The 18,628-nt window shown below is 74.5% G+C and carries 15 protein-coding genes and 1 pseudogene; 5 read left to right on the plus strand and 11 right to left on the minus strand.

Annotation, left to right across the window (positions count from 1 at the left end):
* Window positions 1–322 precede the first annotated feature (322 nt).
* Window positions 323–1,321, plus strand: coding sequence for a tryptophan--tRNA ligase (trpS, locus tag ACFVQZ_RS21560; RefSeq protein WP_383624960.1), 999 nt, complete (start codon window positions 323–325; stop codon window positions 1,319–1,321).
* Window positions 1,322–1,402: 81 nt separating this feature from the next.
* Here trpS and proC read toward each other — a convergent pair whose 3' ends face one another.
* The 5 genes from proC to ACFVQZ_RS21585 all read right to left on the minus strand — a co-directional run bounded on the left by proC (window position 1,403) and on the right by ACFVQZ_RS21585 (window position 4,730).
* On the minus strand, window positions 1,403–2,212 hold the full coding sequence (gene proC, locus ACFVQZ_RS21565; protein WP_383624963.1) for a pyrroline-5-carboxylate reductase: 810 nt from the start codon (window positions 2,210–2,212) through the stop codon (window positions 1,403–1,405).
* 85 nt (window positions 2,213–2,297) lie between these two features.
* The gene (locus tag ACFVQZ_RS21570) at window positions 2,298–3,035 is read right to left on the minus strand and encodes an ABC transporter permease (RefSeq protein ID WP_383624966.1); all 738 of its coding nucleotides are present in this window, start codon (window positions 3,033–3,035) and stop codon (window positions 2,298–2,300) included.
* On the minus strand, window positions 3,032–3,853 hold the full coding sequence (locus tag ACFVQZ_RS21575; RefSeq protein WP_383624968.1) for an ABC transporter ATP-binding protein: 822 nt from the start codon (window positions 3,851–3,853) through the stop codon (window positions 3,032–3,034). Before ACFVQZ_RS21575 ends, ACFVQZ_RS21570 begins: the two co-directional genes overlap by 4 nt.
* 66 nt (window positions 3,854–3,919) lie before the next feature.
* Window positions 3,920–4,426 carry a hypothetical protein gene (locus tag ACFVQZ_RS21580; protein ID WP_383624970.1) on the minus strand — a complete coding sequence of 169 codons (507 nt, stop codon included), beginning with the start codon at window positions 4,424–4,426 and terminating at the stop codon, window positions 3,920–3,922.
* Window positions 4,427–4,475: 49 nt separating this feature from the next.
* Complete coding sequence (locus ACFVQZ_RS21585) at window positions 4,476–4,730, minus strand: SH3 domain-containing protein (RefSeq protein ID WP_030498692.1); 255 nt, start codon at window positions 4,728–4,730, stop codon at window positions 4,476–4,478.
* Between the two features lie 138 nt (window positions 4,731–4,868).
* Between ACFVQZ_RS21585 and ACFVQZ_RS21590 the strand changes: the two genes are divergently transcribed.
* Window positions 4,869–7,097 carry a PQQ-binding-like beta-propeller repeat protein gene (locus ACFVQZ_RS21590; protein WP_383625264.1) on the plus strand — a complete coding sequence of 743 codons (2,229 nt, stop codon included), beginning with the start codon at window positions 4,869–4,871 and terminating at the stop codon, window positions 7,095–7,097.
* Between the two features lie 14 nt (window positions 7,098–7,111).
* Here the strand turns inward: ACFVQZ_RS21590 and ilvD are convergent.
* From ilvD to ACFVQZ_RS21610, 4 genes and pseudogenes are all read right to left on the minus strand, one after another.
* Window positions 7,112–8,911 (minus strand): annotated as a pseudogene (gene ilvD, locus ACFVQZ_RS21595) (dihydroxy-acid dehydratase); the annotation flags it as partial.
* A gap of 199 nt (window positions 8,912–9,110) precedes the next feature.
* Window positions 9,111–9,725: a TetR/AcrR family transcriptional regulator gene (locus tag ACFVQZ_RS21600; protein WP_030498689.1), complete on the minus strand. Its 615-nt coding sequence runs from the start codon at window positions 9,723–9,725 to the stop codon at window positions 9,111–9,113.
* Window positions 9,722–10,546: a sugar phosphate isomerase/epimerase gene (locus tag ACFVQZ_RS21605; RefSeq protein WP_030498688.1), complete on the minus strand. Its 825-nt coding sequence runs from the start codon at window positions 10,544–10,546 to the stop codon at window positions 9,722–9,724. Before ACFVQZ_RS21605 ends, ACFVQZ_RS21600 begins: the two co-directional genes overlap by 4 nt.
* Before the next feature lie 110 nt (window positions 10,547–10,656).
* Window positions 10,657–11,601, minus strand: a complete 945-nt coding sequence (locus ACFVQZ_RS21610; protein ID WP_030498687.1) for a Ppx/GppA phosphatase family protein — start codon at window positions 11,599–11,601, stop codon at window positions 10,657–10,659.
* Window positions 11,602–11,753: 152 nt separating this feature from the next.
* Here ACFVQZ_RS21610 and ACFVQZ_RS21615 point away from each other — a divergent pair, with 152 nt between their 5' ends.
* The gene (locus ACFVQZ_RS21615) at window positions 11,754–12,560 is read left to right on the plus strand and encodes a hypothetical protein (protein ID WP_383625267.1); all 807 of its coding nucleotides are present in this window, start codon (window positions 11,754–11,756) and stop codon (window positions 12,558–12,560) included.
* Window positions 12,561–12,726: 166 nt separating this feature from the next.
* Here the strand turns inward: ACFVQZ_RS21615 and ACFVQZ_RS21620 are convergent, their stop codons facing one another.
* Window positions 12,727–14,568 carry a hypothetical protein gene (locus ACFVQZ_RS21620; RefSeq protein WP_383624974.1) on the minus strand — a complete coding sequence of 614 codons (1,842 nt, stop codon included), beginning with the start codon at window positions 14,566–14,568 and terminating at the stop codon, window positions 12,727–12,729.
* Between the two features lie 213 nt (window positions 14,569–14,781).
* On the opposite strand from ACFVQZ_RS21620, the gene radA reads away from it, so the two are divergent.
* Both radA and disA read left to right on the plus strand, forming a co-directional pair.
* Window positions 14,782–16,188 (plus strand): DNA repair protein RadA, encoded by a 1,407-nt coding sequence (radA, locus tag ACFVQZ_RS21625; protein WP_030497824.1) that lies wholly within the window; start codon window positions 14,782–14,784, stop codon window positions 16,186–16,188.
* Window positions 16,189–16,408: 220 nt separating this feature from the next.
* Complete coding sequence (gene disA, locus ACFVQZ_RS21630) at window positions 16,409–17,533, plus strand: DNA integrity scanning diadenylate cyclase DisA (RefSeq protein ID WP_030497825.1); 1,125 nt, start codon at window positions 16,409–16,411, stop codon at window positions 17,531–17,533.
* A gap of 71 nt (window positions 17,534–17,604) precedes the next feature.
* Here disA and ACFVQZ_RS21635 read toward each other — a convergent pair whose 3' ends face one another.
* On the minus strand, window positions 17,605–18,483 hold the full coding sequence (locus tag ACFVQZ_RS21635) for a hypothetical protein (protein ID WP_383624977.1): 879 nt from the start codon (window positions 18,481–18,483) through the stop codon (window positions 17,605–17,607).
* Window positions 18,484–18,628 lie beyond the last annotated feature (145 nt).

Below are 18,628 nucleotides of genomic sequence, written 5' to 3' on the forward strand. Positions count from 1 at the left end.
GCACGGAAAGCAGAACGGCACGACGAATCGCGGCCGTCAGGCTCGGAGGTTCTTGCGGAATGGCTGTCCGGGGCCGACCGGGGTCGGTGCTCACGTCGGACAACTCGGAGAACACTACGGTTCGGTCAATCCCGTGTCAACCCTCGCCCTGGGGCGTACGCTCTCCCTATGACTACGCGTGCGCACACCACCCAGTGGTGGGCCGCCTGACGGCGGCCCGTACTGACGCATGCACACGGCCGCCGATCCGGCGGCCGTTCGCGTATCCCCCTCCGGGAGCCGGGCCGTCGGGCCGGCTCGGGACGAGAAGGAGCGGAACGCGATGACGAGGATCTTCAGCGGGGTGAAGCCGACCGGGCACCTGACGCTGGGCAACTACCTCGGAGCCGTACGCCGGTGGGTCGAGGTGGACCAGCACCGGGGCGAGGCGCTGTTCAGCGTCGTAGATCTGCACGCGCTGACCGTGGAGCACGATCCGGCGCGGGTGCGCAGGCTCAGCCGGCAGGCGGCGACGCTGCTGCTGGCGTCGGGGCTCGATCCGGAGCTCTGCACGGTGTTCGTGCAGAGCCACGTGGACGAGCACGCCCGGCTGTCGTACCTCCTGGAGTGCACGGCCACCGACGGCGAACTGCGGCGCATGATCCAGTACAAGGAGAAGAGCGTGCGGGCCCGGGAGGCCGGGCAGGGCGTGCGGCTGTCGCTGCTCACCTATCCCGTGCTGATGGCCGCGGACATCCTGGCCTACGGGGCCGACGAGGTGCCGGTCGGCGAGGACCAGACGCAGCACGTGGAGCTGACGCGGGACCTGGCGGTGCGGTTCAACCAGCGGTACGGGCACACCTTCACCGTGCCGAGGGCGACCCGGCCGGCGGTGGCGGCGCGGGTGATGGACCTCCAGGACCCCGCTTCGAAGATGGGGAAGTCGCACGAGAACGGGGCGGGGATCGTCTATCTGCTCGACGACGCGGACACCGTGCGGCGGAAGATCATGCGGGCCGTGACGGACAGCGGGCGGGACGTCGTCTACGACCGGGACGTCAAGCCGGGTCTCGCAAATCTGCTCGATCTGATGGCGGCGGCGACGGACGGGAACCCGGAGGAGCTGGCCGATGTATACGAGTCGTACGGAGCTTTGAAGAAGGACACGGCGGACGCGGTCGTCGAGCTGCTGCGGCCGGTGCGGGAGCGGCATGCCGCGCTCGCGGCGGATCCGGGGTACGTGGACCGGGTGCTGCGGGACGGGGCCGAGCGGGCCCGGGCGATGGCCCGGCCGCTGGTGGACCGGGCCTACCGGGCCATCGGGCTGCTGCCCGCCGTGTGAAGGGGTGACGCGCGCTCGTCGCGTGGGCCGGGGCCTGCGCGACGAGCCGGTACGGGGAGGGGGACGCGGGATGAGGACGGGTCAGCCGTTGCCGGAGGCGAGTTCGCGGCTGCGGTCGCGGGCGGCTTCCAGGGCGGCGATGAGGGCGGCGCGGACGCCGTGGTTCTCCAGCTCGCGGATGGCGCTGATGGTGGTGCCGGCGGGGGAGGTGACGGCCTCGCGGAGCTTCACGGGGTGCTCGCCGCTGTCGCGGAGCATCACGGCGGCGCCGATGGCGGCCTGGACGATGAGGTCGTGGGCCTGGGCGCGGGGCAGACCCAGCAGGATCCCGGCGTCGGTCATGGCCTCGACGAGGAAGTAGAAGTACGCCGGGCCGGAGCCGGAGAGGGCGGTGGCCGCGTCCTGCTGGGACTCGGGGACGCGGAGGGTCTTGCCGACGCCGCCGAAGATCTCCTCGGTGTGGGCGAGGTGCGCGGGGGTGGCGTGGCTGCCGCCGGAGATCACGGACATGCCCTCGTCGACGAGGACGGGCGTGTTGGGCATGACACGGACGACGGGGGTGCCGGGGGTGAGGCGTTCCTCGATGAAGGAGGTGGGGATGCCGGCGGCGGCGCTGACGACGAGACGGTCGGCGGTGACGTGGGGGGCGAGCTCGTCGAGGAGGCGGCCCATGTCCTGGGGCTTGACGGCGAGGATGAGGGTGTCGGCGCGCTTGGCGGCCTCGGCGTTGGTGACGGTCTCGACGCCGTAGCGGTCGCGGAGCTCGTCGGCGCGCTCGCTGCGGCGGGTGGTGACGAGGAGGTGCGCGGGGCGCCAGCCGGCTCGGATCATGCCGCTGAGGAGGGCTTCACCGATCTTGCCGGTGCCGAGGACTGCGACGGTCTGGGTCATGGCTCTGTTCACCTCGCCGGAGGGGGTACGTGTCGTCATCCTCGCACCGGCGGGGCGGCCGGTGCGCGGGGTGTCCGAGGGGCGGTCAGGCGGTGCGGCGGCAGAGGGTGGCGGCGCCGAGGGCGAGGACGAGGACGGCGCAGCCGGCGACCACGAGCGCGTCGCGGACGAAGGCGGCGGTGACGTCGGGGTGGCGGAGGACCTCGTTCATGCCGTCGACGGCGTACGACATGGGGAGGACGTTCGAGAGCGCTTCGAGGGCGGGGGCCATCTTGTCGCGCGGGGTGAAGAGGCCGCAGAGGAGGAGCTGGGGGAAGATCACGGCCGGCATGAACTGGACGGCCTGGAACTCGGAGGCGGCGAAGGCGGAGACGAAGAGGCCGAGGGCGGTGCCGAGGAGGGCGTCGAGGAGGGCGACCAGGAGGAGGAGCCAGGGGGAGCCGGTGACGTCGAGGCCGAGGAGGCCGACGGCGAGGCCCGTCGCGAGGACGGACTGGAGGACGGCGACGAGGCCGAAGGCGAGGGCGTATCCGGCGATGAGGTCGGCTTTGCCGAGGGGCAGGGCGAGGAGGCGTTCGAGGGTGCCGGAGGTGCGTTCGCGCAGGGTGGCGATGGAGGTCACCAGGAACATGGTGATGAGGGGGAAGATGCCGAGGAGGGAGGCGCCGATGCCGTCGAAGGTCTCCGGGCTGCCGTCGAAGACGTAGCGGAGCAGGACGAGCATCAGGCAGGGCACCAGCAGCATCAGGGCGATCGAGCGGGGGTCGTGGCGGAGCTGGCGCAGGACGCGGGCCGCGGTGGCGAGGGTGCGGGCGGTCGTCACGGGCGGGTCTCCTCGGGGGCGGGGTGGGCCGCGGCGGCGTCGACCAGGTGGAGGAACGCCTCTTCGACGGTGGGGGTGCCGCTCTGCCGGCGGAGGGTGTCGGGGGTGCCTTCGGCGAGGATCTCGCCCTCGCGCATGAGCAGGAGGCGGTGGCAGCGCTCGGCCTCGTCCATGACGTGGGAGGAGACGAGGAGGGTGGTGCCGCGGTCGGCGGCGAGGCGGTGGAAGAGGTCCCACAGGTCGCGGCGGAGGACGGGGTCGAGGCCGACGGTGGGTTCGTCGAGGACGAGCAGGTCGGGGGTGCCGAGGAGGGCGACGGCGAGGGAGACGCGGCTGCGCTGGCCGCCGGAGAGGCGTCCGGCGAGGGCGTCGGCGTGGCCGGTGAGGTCGACGTCGGCGAGGGCGTGGTCGACGGCGGTGCGGCGGGCGGTGCGGTGGGCGCGGCCGGGGTGGAGGACGGCGGCGAAGTAGTCGAGGTTCTGCCGGACGGTGAGGTCGTCGTAGACGGAGGGGGCCTGGGTGACGTAGCCGATGCGGGGGCGGAGGGCGGGGTGGCCTGCGGGGTGGCCGAGGACGGTGAGGGTGCCGGTGACCTTGGCCTGGGTGCCGACGACGGCGCGCATGAGGGTGGTCTTGCCGCAGCCGGAGGGGCCGAGGAGGCCGGTGACGCGGCCGGCGGGGACGGTGAAGCGGAGGCCGCGCAGGACGGTGCGGTCGCCTCGGACGGCGGTGAGGTCGCGGGCGGTGATCGCGGGGGCGGGGTCGGGGGTGGGGTTCGGGTCGGGGGGTCGGGGGTCCTTCCCGCTGTAATTCATCATGTGATGAATAGTGGGGACGGAGAAGCCCCCGCGTCAAGGAGGGCGCGGGGGCTCGGGCGGGGTGGGTCAGGAGCGCTTGGGCTTCTTGCGGGCGGCGGGGTTGCCGGTGCGGGCGCCGCGGCGCTTGTCGTGGCGGGCGCGGGCCGTCTCGTACTCGGCGCGGCGGAGCTTCTCGCCGGGGGCCTCCATGAGGCAGCGGAGCGCGTACGCGAGGAGGCCGCCGATGAAGCCGATGGCCTTGAGGCTCTTCAGGGAGTCCTCGCGGGCCTGGTCGGCGGGGCGGCGGCCGAAGCCCTCCCAGGTCTTGGCGAAGGCGATGGCGGAGCAGATCGCGAACATCAGGATGACGAGCGTGTTCACGAGGCCGCCCACGTCCGCGACCTGGAGGCCCTGGTAGGCGAAGCGCAGGACGAAGGCGCCGGCCGCGGCGGCGGCGAGCGCGCCGGCCGCGAGGCCGGCGCGCCGCAGGCCGTAGTGGGCGGTGTGGTCGACCCACGTCGTCCCGAAGAAACGGATCTCCTCGGGCTGGGGTCCGCTCGGGCCGGTTCCGGGGGTCTGCTTGTCCTCGCTCACGAGGTCGATTATCCCCGGCGCGGCTCCGGAACGGCCGAGGCGAAGGTCCTCAGGCGCAGCGCGGCGCCACGTAGTCGTCGCTGCCGGTCTTCACGTACGCGTCGGAGACGTACTGCCCCGGGGCGATGCTGTCCCAGATGCGGGTGGTGCCGTACGGGCCGGTGATCCACTCCCCGGTCTTCTGGCAGTGGATCGGGACGGTCACGCCCTCGGAGAGCACCCGGACCACCGGGTACTGGGTGCTCGGGCCGGACCGGACGTTGAGCCGGTATCCCGGTGCGACCGGGTAGTACTTCACCGTCATGATGGTTCTCCCCCTGGCTTCACTCTGTGCGACGCGCGCAGGCTAGCAAGCTCCTCCGACATCCCGGGGGCCATCGACTAGGCTCCTCGCGTCGCGCACGCGCGCGTGGACGGACGCGGAACCACACGGGGGTGGGAGATGCCGCCGTTGAGCAGGACCGACGCCGGCCGGGGCGCCGAGGAGCCCGAGTACGCCGGGGAGTACCGGCTGCAGGCGGTGCTCGGCGCGGGCGGGATGGGCGTCGTCCACCTGGCCTCGTCGCCCTCCGGGCTGCGGCTCGCCGTGAAGGTGGTGCACGCGCGCTACGCCGAGGACCCCGACTTCCGGGCCCGGTTCCGGCAGGAGGTGGCCGCCGCCCGCCGGGTCAGCGGCGCCTTCACCGCGCCCGTCGTGGACGCCGACCCGGACGCCGAGCGCCCCTGGATGGCGACCCTCTACGTGCCCGGCCCCACCCTCGCCGACCAGGTCCGCCAGCGCGGCCCGCTCTCCCCCGCCGAACTGCGGAGGCTGACCGCCGGGCTCGCCGAGGCGCTGCGCGACATCCACCGCGCGGGGGTGGTGCACCGGGACCTGAAGCCGAGCAACGTGCTCCTCACCGACTCCGGGCCCAAGGTCATCGACTTCGGGATCTCCCGGCCGGTCGACAGCGACCTGCACACGGAGACGGGGAAGCTGATCGGCTCGCCGCCGTTCATGGCGCCGGAGCAGTTCCAGCGGCCGCGCGAGGTCGGGCCGTCGGCCGACGTGTTCGCGCTCGGTTCGGTCCTGGTGCACGCGGCGACCGGCCACGGCCCGTTCGACTCCGACAGCCCGTACATCGTGGCGTACCAGGTGGTCCACGACGAGCCGGACCTCAGCGGGGTGCCCGCCGAGCTGGCGCCGCTGGTCGCGCGCTGCCTGGCGAAGGAGGCGGCCGACCGGCCCACGCCCGCCGAGATCATGGCGGCCCTGAAGCCGCCGTCGTACGAGGCCGAGGCGTTCATACCGGCACAGCGGCGGCGGCCGGTGCTGCCCGCCGACCCGTTCGCGCCGGACGGGCGGTCCGGCGACCGCGCCGGCGCCGGGACCGACGTCTCCGGCGGCGACACCACGACCCGGGCGGCCGGGGCCGCCCCGCCCGCGCGGCGCCGGCGCTCGCGGTTCGCCCCGCGGCTCACGGTCACCGCCGCCGTCGTGCTCGTCCTCGCCGGGGCCGGGGTGTACGCGGCGCTGCGCCCGCCGGCCCGGCCCGCGGCCACCGGGCCCGCGCACCCCGCCGAGGTGGCGACCTCCTTCGACGGCTGGCACACCCCGCTGCAGGAGTACGGCGGCTCCGCCGCGCCCGCCTGCGCGTACGAGGCCGGCGCGCTGTACTGCACGGCGCGGGGCGTGGCGCTCGCCCGCCTCGACCCGCGGACGGGCGAGGTCCTGTGGAAGCGGACCGGGCCGGTCGGCGAGGAGCCGCCGGGCGTGCCGGTGCCGCTGGCCGGCGGGGAGGCCCCGCTGGTCGGCGCGGCGGCGGAGCCGGGTCCGCTGCGGGCGTACGCCGCCGTGGACGGGACGCCGGGCTGGACCGCGCGCGCGGACGTGCCGGAGACGTTCCGGCCGGCCGGGCCGGTGGTGGTCCTGTCCGACGGGCGCGGCGCGCTGCGGGCGGTCGACGCGCGGACCGGGGCGGAGCGGTGGGCGCGCCGGCCGGCCGGTTTCGAGGCGCCGGTGCTCGGCGCGTACGACGCTCCGACGGGGCTGCTGACGCTGTCCGAGACGGCGGCGGACGGGCGGAGCAGCCGGATCGCGGCGCTGCTGCCGGCGACGGGCGAGGTCGTGTGGAGCCGGGTGGTGGCGGGGGACGCGGCGCCGGTGGGGCGGACCGGGGACGGGACGCTGGTGCTCGCCACCCGGTACCAGGGCGATCTGGTCGACGGTCTGGTGCTGCTCGCGCCGGGTGAGCCCGGTGACCCGGGCAGCGGGCCGGAGGCCGGCGGGGAGCGCCGGGTGGGGACGCAGGAGCGGATGCACCTGAGCGGGATCGCCGTGCGGGGTGCGGTGGTGTACCTGCTGTCGCTGGACGGGCGGCTGCTGGCGCTGGACACGGCGGTGGAGAAGGGCGGCCGGCTGTGGGAGCTGGAGACGGGGGCGTCGAACGTCTCCGTGCCGGTCCTCGGTCCGGACGAGCGGCTGTACCTGTCGGCGGCGGACGGGCGGCTGCTCGCCGTGGACACCGCGCGGGGCGCGGTCGTGGGGCAGACCCGGCCGCGGATGCGGAACGGGCGGCTCGGGTACGCGACGCGGGTGCCGGCGCCGCTGGTGGCGGGGGACCGGGTGTTCGGGACGGCGCCGGACGGGTCGGTCTTCGCGGTGGACGCGCGGGTGGCGGAGTCCTGGTAGCCGCGCCTCGGGTGCGCGGCGTACGCGCGGAGGGCGGCGGACACCTTGCGCTCGCGGTTCTTCGGCGCGTACACGCCGCCCAGGGCCTCGCGGCGGGCGGCGAGGGTGGCGTCGTCGACGAGCAGGTCGATCGAGCGGCTGGGGATGTCGATGCGGATGCGGTCGCCGTCCTCGACGAGGGCGATGGTGCCGCCGGAGGCCGCCTCCGGGGAGGCGTGGCCGATGGAGAGGCCGGAGGTGCCGCCGGAGAAGCGGCCGTCGGTCACCAGGGCGCAGGTCTTGCCGAGGCCGCGGCCCTTGAGGAACGACGTCGGGTAGAGCATCTCCTGCATGCCCGGGCCGCCCTTGGGGCCCTCGTACCGGATGACGACGACGTCGCCGTCCTTGACCTGCTTGTTGAGGATCTTCTCGACGGCCTCCTCCTGCGACTCGCAGACGACGGCCGGGCCCTCGAAGGTCCAGATCGACTCGTCGACGCCGGCGGTCTTCACGACGCAGCCGTCGACGGCGATGTTGCCGCGCAGGACGGCGAGGCCGCCGTCCTTGGAGTAGGCGTGGGCGACGTCGCGGATGCAGCCGCCGGCGGCGTCGAGGTCCAGGGACTCCCAGCGCTCGGACTGGGAGAACGCCTCGGCGGAGCGGACGCAGCCGGGGGCCGCGTGGAACAGCTCGACGGCCTCGGGGGTGGCCGAGCCGCCGCGGACGTCCCAGGCGTCCAGCCACTCCTTGACGGAGCGGGAGTGGACCGCGTGGACGTCCTCGTTGAGCAGGCCGCCGCGGTACAGCTCGCCGAGGATGGCGGGGATGCCGCCGGCCCGGTGCACGTCCTCCATGTAGTACGTGCCGCGGGGGGCGACGTTCGGGGCGACCTTGGCCAGGCAGGGGACGCGGCGCGAGACCTCGTCCATGTCGGACAGGCCGTAGTCCAGCCCGGCCTCCTGGGCGGCGGCGAGCAGGTGCAGGATCGTGTTGGTCGAGCCGCCCATGGCGATGTCCAGCGCCATGGCGTTCTCGAAGGCCGCGCGGGTGGCGACGGAGCGCGGCAGGACGGAGGCGTCGTCCTCGTCGTAGTACCGGTGGGTGATCTCGACGACCGTGCGGGCGGCGTTCTCGTAGAGGGCGCGGCGGCCGGTGTGGGTGGCGAGCATCGAGCCGTTGCCGGGGAGGGAGAGGCCGATGGCCTCGGTCAGGCAGTTCATCGAGTTGGCGGTGAACATGCCGGAACACGAGCCGCAGGTCGGGCAGGCGTTCTCCTCGATGCGGAGGATGTCCTCGTCCGAGATCTTGTCGTTCACGGCGTCGGAGATCGCGTCGACCAGGTCGAGGGTGCGGACGGTGCCGTCGACGAGGGTGGCGCGGCCGGACTCCATCGGGCCGCCGGAGACGAAGACCGTCGGGATGTTCAGGCGCAGGGCGGCCATGAGCATGCCGGGGGTGATCTTGTCGCAGTTGGAGACGCAGATCAGGGCGTCGGCGCAGTGGGCCTCGACCATGTACTCGACGCTGTCGGCGATGAGGTCGCGGGAGGGCAGGCTGTAGAGCATGCCGCCGTGGCCCATGGCGATGCCGTCGTCGACGGCGATCGTGTTGAACTCGCGGGCGATGCCGCCGGCGGCGGTGATGGCCTCGGAGACGATCCGGCCGACCGGCTGGAGGTGGGTGTGGCCGGGGACGAACTCGGTGAAGGAGTTCGCCACGGCGATGATGGGCTTCCGGCCGATGTCCGCGCCCGGTACACCGGAGGCGCGCATAAGGGCGCGGGCGCCCGCCATGTTGCGGCCGTGGGTGACTGTGCGGGACCTCAGCTCGGGCATCGTCGCTCGCTCCTCGTGATGGATGTGCTTGTGTCGAGCGTACGCCGCCGCTCCAAGATCTGGACAGGTCGTCCGGAATGCGGGACGGGATTTCAGGGTTCGGTCAGGGGCCGGTCAGGGTCGAAGCGTCGGGAACGGTCGGGCTTCGATCTGGATCGGTCCGGGACCGGTCGGGCTTCGACGGGACCGGTCGGACCGGTCAGGCTTCGGTCAGGTAGCGCTGGAGGGTCGGGGCCACCTCGGCCACGATCCGCTCCGGGTCGGCGGAGGCCAGCGGCTCGACCTTGATCACGTACCGCAGGATCGCGATCCCGATCATCTGCGAGGCAGCCAGCTCCGCCCGGAACTTCGGGTCCGGGACGGCCAGGTCGGCGGCGATCCGCTCCAGGAGCCGGCGCAGCACGAAGCTCCGCAGCACCTTGGCCGCCGCCTCGTGGGTCACCGCCGAGCGGATGATCGCGAGCAGCGGGGCGCGGGACACCGGGTTCTCCCAGACGCCGATGAAGAAGCGGGCCAGCCGCTCGCCGACCGCCTCGCGCGGGCCGTCGATGATGGCCGGGACGACGAGCGCCGGCTCGAAGGAGACCTCGATCGCCGCCGCGAAGACCTCGTCCTTGGTGCCGAAGTAGTGGTGCACGAGCGCCGGGTCGACCCCGGCGGCCTTGGCGATGCCGCGGACCGAGGTCTTGTCGTACCCGCGCTCCGCGAACTGGGCGCGGGCCGCCTCCAGGATGCGCTCGCGGGCGCCGGGGCCGCTGTCGTCGGCGGCGGCGCGCGCGGGCCGGCCGCGGCGCCGGGGGGACGGTTCGCTCACGCGCGCGTGCCCCGGGCCGCCGAGGCGAGGTGGAGCCGGGCGAAGGCGAGCGCCTCGGCGAGGTCGGCCTCCCGTTCGGCGGCGGACATCGCGCGGCGGGTGTTGACCTCGACGACGACGTGCCCGTCGAACCCGGTCACGGCCAGTCGCTCCAGCAGTTCGGCGCACGGCTGGGTGCCCCGGCCGGGCACCAGGTGCTCGTCCTTGGCGGAGCCGCGGCCGTCGGCGAGGTGGACGTGGCCGAGCCGGTCGCCCATGCGGTCGATCATCGCGAGGGTGTCGGTGCGGGAGGTCGCGGTGTGCGACAGGTCGAGCGTGAAGTGCCGGTAGTCGTCCTTGGTGACGTCCCACTCGGGGGCGTACGCGAGCATCTCGCGGTCCTTGTACCGCCACGGGTACATGTTCTCGACGGCGAAGCGGACGTCGGTCTCGTCGGCCATCCGCCAGATGCCGGTGACGAAGTCGCGGGCGTACTGGCGCTGCCAGCGGAACGGCGGGTGGACGACGACCGTCGACGCGCCCAGCTTCTCGGCCGCGGCGCGGGCGCGCTGGAGCTTGACCCACGGGTCGGTGGACCAGACGCGCTGGGTGATCAGCAGGCAGGGCGCGTGGACGGCGAGGACCGGCACCTGGTGGTAGTCGGAGAGCCGGCGCAGCGCCTCGACGTCCTGGCTGACCGGATCGGTCCACACCATGACCTCGACGCCGTCGTACCCGAGGCGCGCGGCGACCTCGAAGGCCGTCGCCGTCGACTCCGGATAGACCGAGGCCGTCGACAGGGCGACCTTCGCATCCGGGACGCGCACCGCTGGTTCTGCCACGACAGACAGGGTACGGGGCGCGCCTGGGCGCGGGAGGGTGGTTCCGGTCACCCTCCGCACGCCGCGGGGACGACTCCCGTACGGCACGCGCGCGGGTGCGGGGCGGCGGTTCAGGCGCTCGGCAGGGCCTCGGGCAGGTGGTCGAGGCGGCGCAGGATGACGCCCTCGCGCAGCGCCCACGGGCAGATCTCCAGCTGCTCCACGCCGAGCAGGTCCATCGCGCCCTCGGCGACCAGGGCGCCGGCGAGCAGCTGGGCGGCGCGGCCCTCGGAGACGCCGGGCAGGGCGGCGCGCTCGGCGCCGGTCATGCCGGCGAGCCGCGGCACCCACTCCTCCAGGGAGGCGCGGGTCAGCAGCCGCTCCACGTACAGGCCCTCGCTGGAGCCGGGGGCGCCGGCGATCCGGGCGAGCTGCTTGAAGGTCTTGGAGGTGGCGACGACGTGGTCGGGCTTGCCGAAGCGGCTGAACTCGCCGACGGTCCGGGCGATCTGGGCGCGCACGTGGCGGCGCAGCGCCTTGACGTCGTCGGTGCCGGGCGGGTCGCCGGGCAGCCAGCCGGCGGTGAGGCGGCCGGCGCCGAGCGGCAGGGAGACGGCGGCGTCCGGGTCCTCGTCGATGCCGAACGCGACCTCCAGGGAGCCGCCGCCGATGTCGAGGAGGAGCAGCTTGCCGGCGGACCAGCCGAACCAGCGGCGGGCGGCGAGGAAGGTCAGCCGGGCCTCCTCCTCGCCGGTGAGGACCTGGAGGTCGACGCCGGTCTCGTCCTTGACCCGGGCCAGCACCTCGTCGGCGTTGACGGCCTCGCGGACAGCGGAGGTCGCGAAGGGCAGGACCTCCTCGCAGCCCTTGTCCTCGGCGGCGTGGAGGGCGTCCCGGACGGTCCCGACGAGCCGCTCGACGCCGCCGGGCGCGATGGCGCCGCGCGGGTCGAGGAGTTCGGCGAGCCGCAGCTCCGCCTTGTGGGAGTGGGCGGGCAGCGGACGGGCGCCGGGGTGGGCGTCCACCACGAGCAGGTGCACCGTGTTCGAACCGACGTCGAGGACTCCGAGTCTCATGGCGGAAACGCTACTGCGCCCGCCCGCATACGCTTGGCGTTGTGCCAAAGACGAAAAAGGCGAAGCCGGGCAAAGACAGCGCCGCCGGTGACGGTGCCGTGCGGGACGAGGCGGCGGCCCACGACGTGCGGGACGTGAAGTACGCGCGGGACGTGAAGGGCGCGAAGCCGCCCGTCAAGGGCGTGACGAAGCAGCGCAAGGGCGCGGAACCGGACGAGCAGGGGCTCGACTTCCCGCGCGCGTGGGTGGAGTTCGCGGACCCGGCGGACGAGGAGCAGGTCTTCCGCTGCGACCTGACCTGGCTGACCTCGCGCTGGACCTGCGTCTTCGGCAGCGGCTGCCAGGGCATCCAGGCGGGCCGGGCGGCGGACGGCTGCTGCACGCTGGGCGCCCACTTCTCGGACGACGACGACGAGAAGCGGGTCGCGGAGCACGTGGCGAAGCTGACGCCGGAGCTGTGGCAGTTCCACGACGTCGGCAGCGAGACGGGGTGGACGCAGACCGACGAGGACGGCGACCGGCAGACCCGCCGCTGGAAGGGCTCGTGCATCTTCCAGAACCGGCCGGGCTTCGCGGGCGGCGCCGGCTGCGCGCTGCACATCCTGGCCCTGCGGGAGGGGCGGGAGCCGCTGGAGACGAAGCCGGACGTGTGCTGGCAGCTGCCGGTGCGGCGGACGTACGACTGGATCGACCGGCCCGACGACACGCGCGTGCTGCAGGTGTCCATCGGCGAGTACGACCGCCGGGGCTGGGGGCCGGGCGGTCACGACCTGCACTGGTGGTGCACGTCGGCGACGTCCGCGCACGGCGGCGGGGAGCCGGTCTACGTCTCGTACCGGCCGGAGCTGATCGAGATGATGGGCGAGGACGCGTACGACGTGCTGGTCGGGCTCTGCGAGGCGCGGCTCGCCTCGGCGCTGCCGATGGTGGCGCCGCACCCGGCCGACCCGGAGCGGTAGGCCGTCTCTTTCGGATCAGGCCGGATCAGGGAGCGGCGTCTGGTGCGTGCGATCGCAAGGCGGAGGAGGGAGTCCATGCGGAGCATCGGCGACCGACGACAACGCGGCGAGCGCGCGTGCCAGGCGTCGCGAGCCCGGCATGATCCGGAAGAGACGGCCTAGGCCCTCAGGAGGAGGGCTGGGGGGCCGGCTCGTCCGTCGTCGGCTCGGCCGTGGGGGGCGGGGTCGTCGGCTCCGTGGTGGGCGGTGTGGTGGAGGGTTCCGTCGTGGGCGGTTCGGTCGTCGGGGGCGGGGTCGTGGGCTCCGCCGTCGTCGGCGGCGGGGTGGTGGGCGGTTCGGACGTCGGCGGGGGCGTGGTCGGTTCCGTCGGTTCCGTCGGCTCGGCGGGGACGGTCGGCCGCGGGTCGACCGGTCCGCCGGTGGGCGGCTCGGTCGGCGGGGTGGTGGGCTCGGTGGTGACCGGCGGCGGCGGGATCACCCGGTCGTCGATCGGGGTGACGGGGCCCTGGCCGCTGATCCGCAGCACCGCGCCGGTGGGGTCGACGCCGATCCGGGCGCTCCAGGGGCCGCGCGGTTGGCGGGCGTGGTCCACGCGGACGGCGACGGTGACGGTGTCGCCGGGGCGGAGGGTGCCGGCGGCCTGGCTCACGTACAGCCAGGGCGCGTCCGTCCACAGCGACCAGTCGACCGGGGTGCCGCCCTCGCCGGTGAGCGTGATGAGGGTGACGTCGGCGAGGCAGCGCGCGGTGACGCCGATCCAGCCCGGCACCGGGTCGCCGGGCCGCGCGGGCGCGGCTGGGCCGGCGGACCGGGCGGGGACGACGACCTCGACGGAGACCCCCGGGACGTGGCTGCCCTGGGTGGCGCGGGGGTCGGGGGTTCTCCGGGCGTTGCCGGTGTTCTCGTACCGGTCGTAGGGGCGTCCCTCGGCACCGGCCTCGTCGCCGTGCTCGCCGGCGCTGACCCGGGAGCCGTCCCGGCCGGCCTCGGCGCCCGCGGGGACGCCGCGGTACGAGGTCCACAGGGCGAGCACGGGCGCGGCGACGACGGCGGCGACCACGGTGGTGGTGACCGCGCGGGCCCGCATCCGGTCCCGGCGGGCGACCAGGTCCTTGGGGTCGATCGGGAAGCCGGTCGGGGCGAACCGGGGGGCGCCGGCCCGCGCGCGGGGGACGTGCAGCATCGCCATGTAGGCGGCGGCCCGGGGCGCCTCGACGAGCGGCAGGCGGTCCTGGACGGCGCGCGGCCCGCCGCCGGGCCAGGGGGCGGTGGCGCCGAGCCGCTCGGCGGTGCGGCGGCAGACCGGGCAGTCGTCCACGTGCCGGACGAGTTCGGCGCGCAGCGCGGCCGACAGGATCAGCTGCCGGTCGCCGGTGAGGAGCCGGGAGACGGTGGGGCAGCCGCCGCCGGAGACGACGGCGAGCGCGGCGCGGGTGCGCTCGACCTCGCAGGCGGCGGTGGCGAGCAGTTCGCGGGCGGCGGCCGGGTCGAGGGCGAGGACGGCGGCGACCTGGCGCGGGCTGAGGCCGTGCCGGACCGCCAGTTCGAGCGCTTCGCGCTGCTCCGGGGTGGTGCCGGCGGCCTCCGGCCAGGCGAGCGCGGCGAGTTCGGCGCGGCGCCGCTCGGCGGTCTCGGCGGAGACCGGCGGCGGGGCGGGCGCGGTGACCGCCGGGCGGCCCGTGTGGGCGCCCTGGCGCCGGCGGCGCTGCTCGCCGAGGCTGCGCAGGCAGGCCCAGCGGGCCAGGGCGTACAGCCAGGCGGTGCGGCCCTCCTCGTCGGAGGGGCAGCGGCCGTGGTGCCGCTCGGCGACGGCGAGGACGTCGCCGAGGACGGCAGTGGCCGTGTCGTGGTCGCAGAGGACCGAGAGGCAGTACGTGAAGAGCCCGTCGAGGGCGGCCTCGTAGCGGGCGGGGGGGCGCTGGCCGAGGATGCGCGGTCCCTTCTGCGGGCCGCGCCGCGCCCGGTGGGCGCCCGGGGTGCGGGAGGAGTCCAGCCTGCTGCTCGTCACTGGGCGACCGTAGGCGCGCGAGGGGGCACTCTTCATACCGGATCCGCTCTTCTCAGCCTTACGGGTGAACCAGTCACTCGAAAGGGGACAGGAACGTCACCTTCCGCTGCCGTGGCCCCGGAGCCGAGGGTTTGTCCACAGGGCTCGGGGTTGTCCACAGGGGCGGGGGCGGGCGGCGGTCCGCTGTCGGTGGCGGCGGCTACGGTGTGCGTCATGGCTGCCCGTACGAAAACCACCAAGGACCGTCCGTCCTACCGCTGCACCGAATGCGGCTGGCAGACGGCCAAGTGGCTCGGCCGCTGCCCCGAATGCCAGGCGTGGGGGACGGTCGAGGAGTACGGCGCGCCCGCCGTCCGGACCACCGCGGCCGGCCGGGTCTCCACCGCCGCGCTCCCCATCGCCCAGGTCGACGGCCGGCAGGCGACCGCCCGCACCACCGGCGTCGACGAGCTCGACCGGGTCCTCGGCGGCGGCCTGGTGCCCGGCGCGGTCGTGCTGCTCGCGGGCGAGCCCGGTGTCGGGAAGTCCACGCTGCTGCTCGACGTGGCCGCGAAGGCGGCGAGCGACGCGCACCGCACGCTGTACGTGACGGGCGAGGAGTCCGCGAGCCAGGTCCGGCTCCGCGCGGACCGGATCAACGCGCTCAGCGACCACCTGTACCTGGCCGCGGAGACCGACCTGTCGGCGGTCCTCGGCCACCTCGACGAGGTCAAGCCGTCGCTGCTGGTCCTGGACTCGGTGCAGACCGTCGCCTCCCCGGAGATCGACGGGGCCCCCGGCGGCATGGCGCAGGTCCGCGAGGTCGCGGGGGCGCTGATCCGGGCGTCGAAGGAGCGCGGGATGTCCACGCTGCTCGTCGGCCACGTGACGAAGGACGGGGCGATCGCCGGCCCCCGGCTGCTGGAGCACCTGGTCGACGTCGTCCTGCACTTCGAGGGCGACCGGCACGCGCGCCTGCGCCTGGTCCGGGGCGTGAAGAACCGGTACGGGGCGACGGACGAGGTGGGCTGCTTCGAGCTGCACGACGAGGGCATCACGGGCCTCGCGGATCCGTCCGGGCTCTTCCTGACCCGGCGGGACGTGGCCGTGCCCGGCACCTGCCTCACGGTCACCCTGGAGGGCCGCCGGCCGCTGGTGGCCGAGGTGCAGGCGCTGACGGTGGACTCGCAGATCCCGTCGCCGCGCCGGACCACCTCCGGCCTGGAGACCTCCCGGGTATCGATGATGCTGGCGGTCCTGGAGCAGCGGGGCCGGATCAGCGCGCTGGGCAAGCGGGACATCTACAGCGCGACGGTGGGCGGCGTGAAGCTGTCCGAGCCGGCCGCCGACCTGGCGATCGCGCTCGCCCTGGCCTCCGCCGCGAGCGACGTGCCGCTGCCGAAGAACCTGGTCGCGATCGGCGAGGTCGGCCTCGCGGGCGAGGTCCGGCGGGTCACCGGCGTCCAGCGCCGCCTCGCGGAGGCCCACCGCCTGGGCTTCACCCACGCGCTGGTCCCCGGCGACCCGGGGAAGGTGCCGCCCGGCATGAAGGTGACGGAGGTCGCGGACATGGGCGACGCCCTGCGCGTCCTCCCGTCCGGCCGCCGCTCCTCCCGCAGGACGGAGGAGCCGGCGGGCTGACGCGGGCGCGCCGAAGGGGGCCGTCGGCAGCCGTCCGTCCACTCCGGTGGGGGTGCGGAGGGGTAGCCGCGCGGCCGGGCGGGTAGGGCGGATCGCGACCGGGGCGCCCCGGCGGGGGTGCTTCCGCAGCGCCCCGGACCGGCGTGCGGCCCAGGACGCCGGGGTGGTGTCGCTAGACTTTGCCCTGGTCTCGCCCATCCGTACGAGCCGGAGGAGTGCAGTGGCAGCCAAGGACGGGGCAGCAGCTCCTGGAAAGTCCGGCGCGGGCTCCGGCAACGAAGCACTGATGCGCGCGGCGCTGAGCGCGGTCGCGCCGGGCACCGCCCTGCGCGACGGCCTGGAGCGGATCCTCCGCGGGAACACCGGTGGCCTGATCGTCCTCGGCATGGACAAGACGGTCGACTCGATGTGCACCGGCGGCTTCGTCATCGACGTCGAGTTCGCGGCGACCCGCCTGCGCGAGCTGTGCAAGCTCGACGGCGCGCTCGTCCTCGACAAGGACATCACCAAGATCCACCGGGCCGGTGTGCAGCTGGTCCCGGACGCGTCCATCCCCACCGAGGAGACCGGCACCCGCCACCGCACCGCGGACCGGGTCTCCAAGCAGTGCAACTTCCCCGTCGTCTCCGTCTCCCAGTCGATGCGGCTGATCGCGCTGTACGTGAACGGCGAGCGGCGGGTCCTGGAGGAGTCCGCCGCGATCCTGTCCCGGGCCAACCAGGCGCTGGCGACCCTGGAGCGGTACAAGCTCCGCCTGGACGAGGTGGCCGGGACGCTCTCCGCGCTGGAGATCGAGGACCTGGTGACCGTCCGGGACGTCACCGCCGTCGCGCAGCGCCTGGAGATGGTCCGCCGGATCGCCACCGAGATCGCGGAGTACGTGGTCGAGCTCGGCACCGACGGCCGGCTCCTCTCGCTCCAGCTCGACGAGCTGATCGCGGGCGTGGAGCCGGAGCGCGAGCTGGTGATCCGGGACTACGTGCCGGAGCCGACGGCGAAGCGTTCCCGCACGGTCGCGGAGGCGCTGACCGAGCTGGACGCGCTGTCCCACACCGAGCTCCTGGAACTGCCCGTCGTCGCGCGGGCCCTCGGCTACAGCGGCTCCCCGGAGACGCTGGACTCGGCGGTCTCGCCGCGCGGCTACCGGCTGCTCGCCAAGGTGCCGCGGCTGCCCGGCGCGATCATCGAGCGTCTGGTGGAGCACTTCGGCGGCCTCCAGAAGCTGCTCGCGGCGAGCGTCGACGACCTCCAGACCGTCGACGGCGTCGGCGAGGCCCGCGCCCGCAGCGTCCGCGAGGGCCTGTCGCGGCTGGCGGAGTCGTCCATCCTGGAGCGGTACGTCTGACGGACCCCCCGGCCGGGTCGGCGCGACAGCGCGTCCGGTCGGTTCGCCCGGTCCTCGGCGAGCCGGTTCGTTCAGTCCTTGGCGAGCGAGAAGGGCGCCGCGACCGTCTTCGTGCCGGGCAGGGCCGCCTCGACCAGGTAGTTGCCCGGGCCGGCGGTGCCCGCGGGGGCGGTGGCGCACTGCGGGGCGCTGCGGTGCAGGTCCCACTCGACGGTGTGGGTGATCGTGGCGCGCGCGGGCAGCTTCAGCAGCACCGGGTCGCCGGGGCGCGGGCAGTCGTCGGAGGCCCACAGCCGGTCGTTCTGCGGGTCGCTGACCTTCAGCACGGCGGCGCGGGGGCCGAGATCGGCCTTGCAGTCGGCGTCCGAGGTGTTCTTGACGACGAGGTGGAAGCGGGGCTTCTCCCCCGGCTCGTACGTGAGCTTGGCGCTGCGCAGCGTCAACTCCAGGGATCCGGCAGGGCAGTCGGGGAGGGACGAACCGGCCGGGACGCGCCGTCCGGCGCCGGTGCCCGCGCCGCCGTCGCCGCCCGCGCCGTCCGTGTCGCCGTTCTTGCCGGGCGTACCGGAACCGGCCGAACCGGAACCGTCGCCGGAACCCGCACCCGCGTCCGTACCGGAACCGGAACCGGAACCCGAGCCGTCGCCCGCGGAGTCGCCGGAGCCGTCGCCCGTACCGGCGTCGCCCGTGCCGCCCGAGTCGCCCGACTCGTCGCGGCCGCCCGGCTGTTGGCTGATCGCCGGTCCCGTCCCGCCGGGGCCGGGCGTGATGGAGGGCGCGGGAGCAGCGCCGTTGGCGGCGTCGTTCGTCTTCTTCCCGTCGCCGTCACCGGAGGTGACGGCCCATACGGTGAGCAGGGCGAGCAGCACGATCAGGCACAGCGCCACCGCCCTCCGTCGCCAGTAGATGGTGGAGGGAAGCGGCCCGACCGGATTGCGCAAAGATCCCACGACCCGAACCTTACGAGAGATCCGGCCCAACTCCCGCCCCACCCGCCGCCCGAGACCCCAAGTTTTGCCGATGATCACATCCTCCGGAGACGGGAACTCTCCCCACCGCGGCCGGAAATCACCCCTGTCCTCCCCCATCCCCCAC

The organism is Streptomyces sp. NPDC057854 (genome assembly GCF_042797055.1).
Classification (GTDB): domain Bacteria; phylum Actinomycetota; class Actinomycetes; order Streptomycetales; family Streptomycetaceae; genus Streptomyces.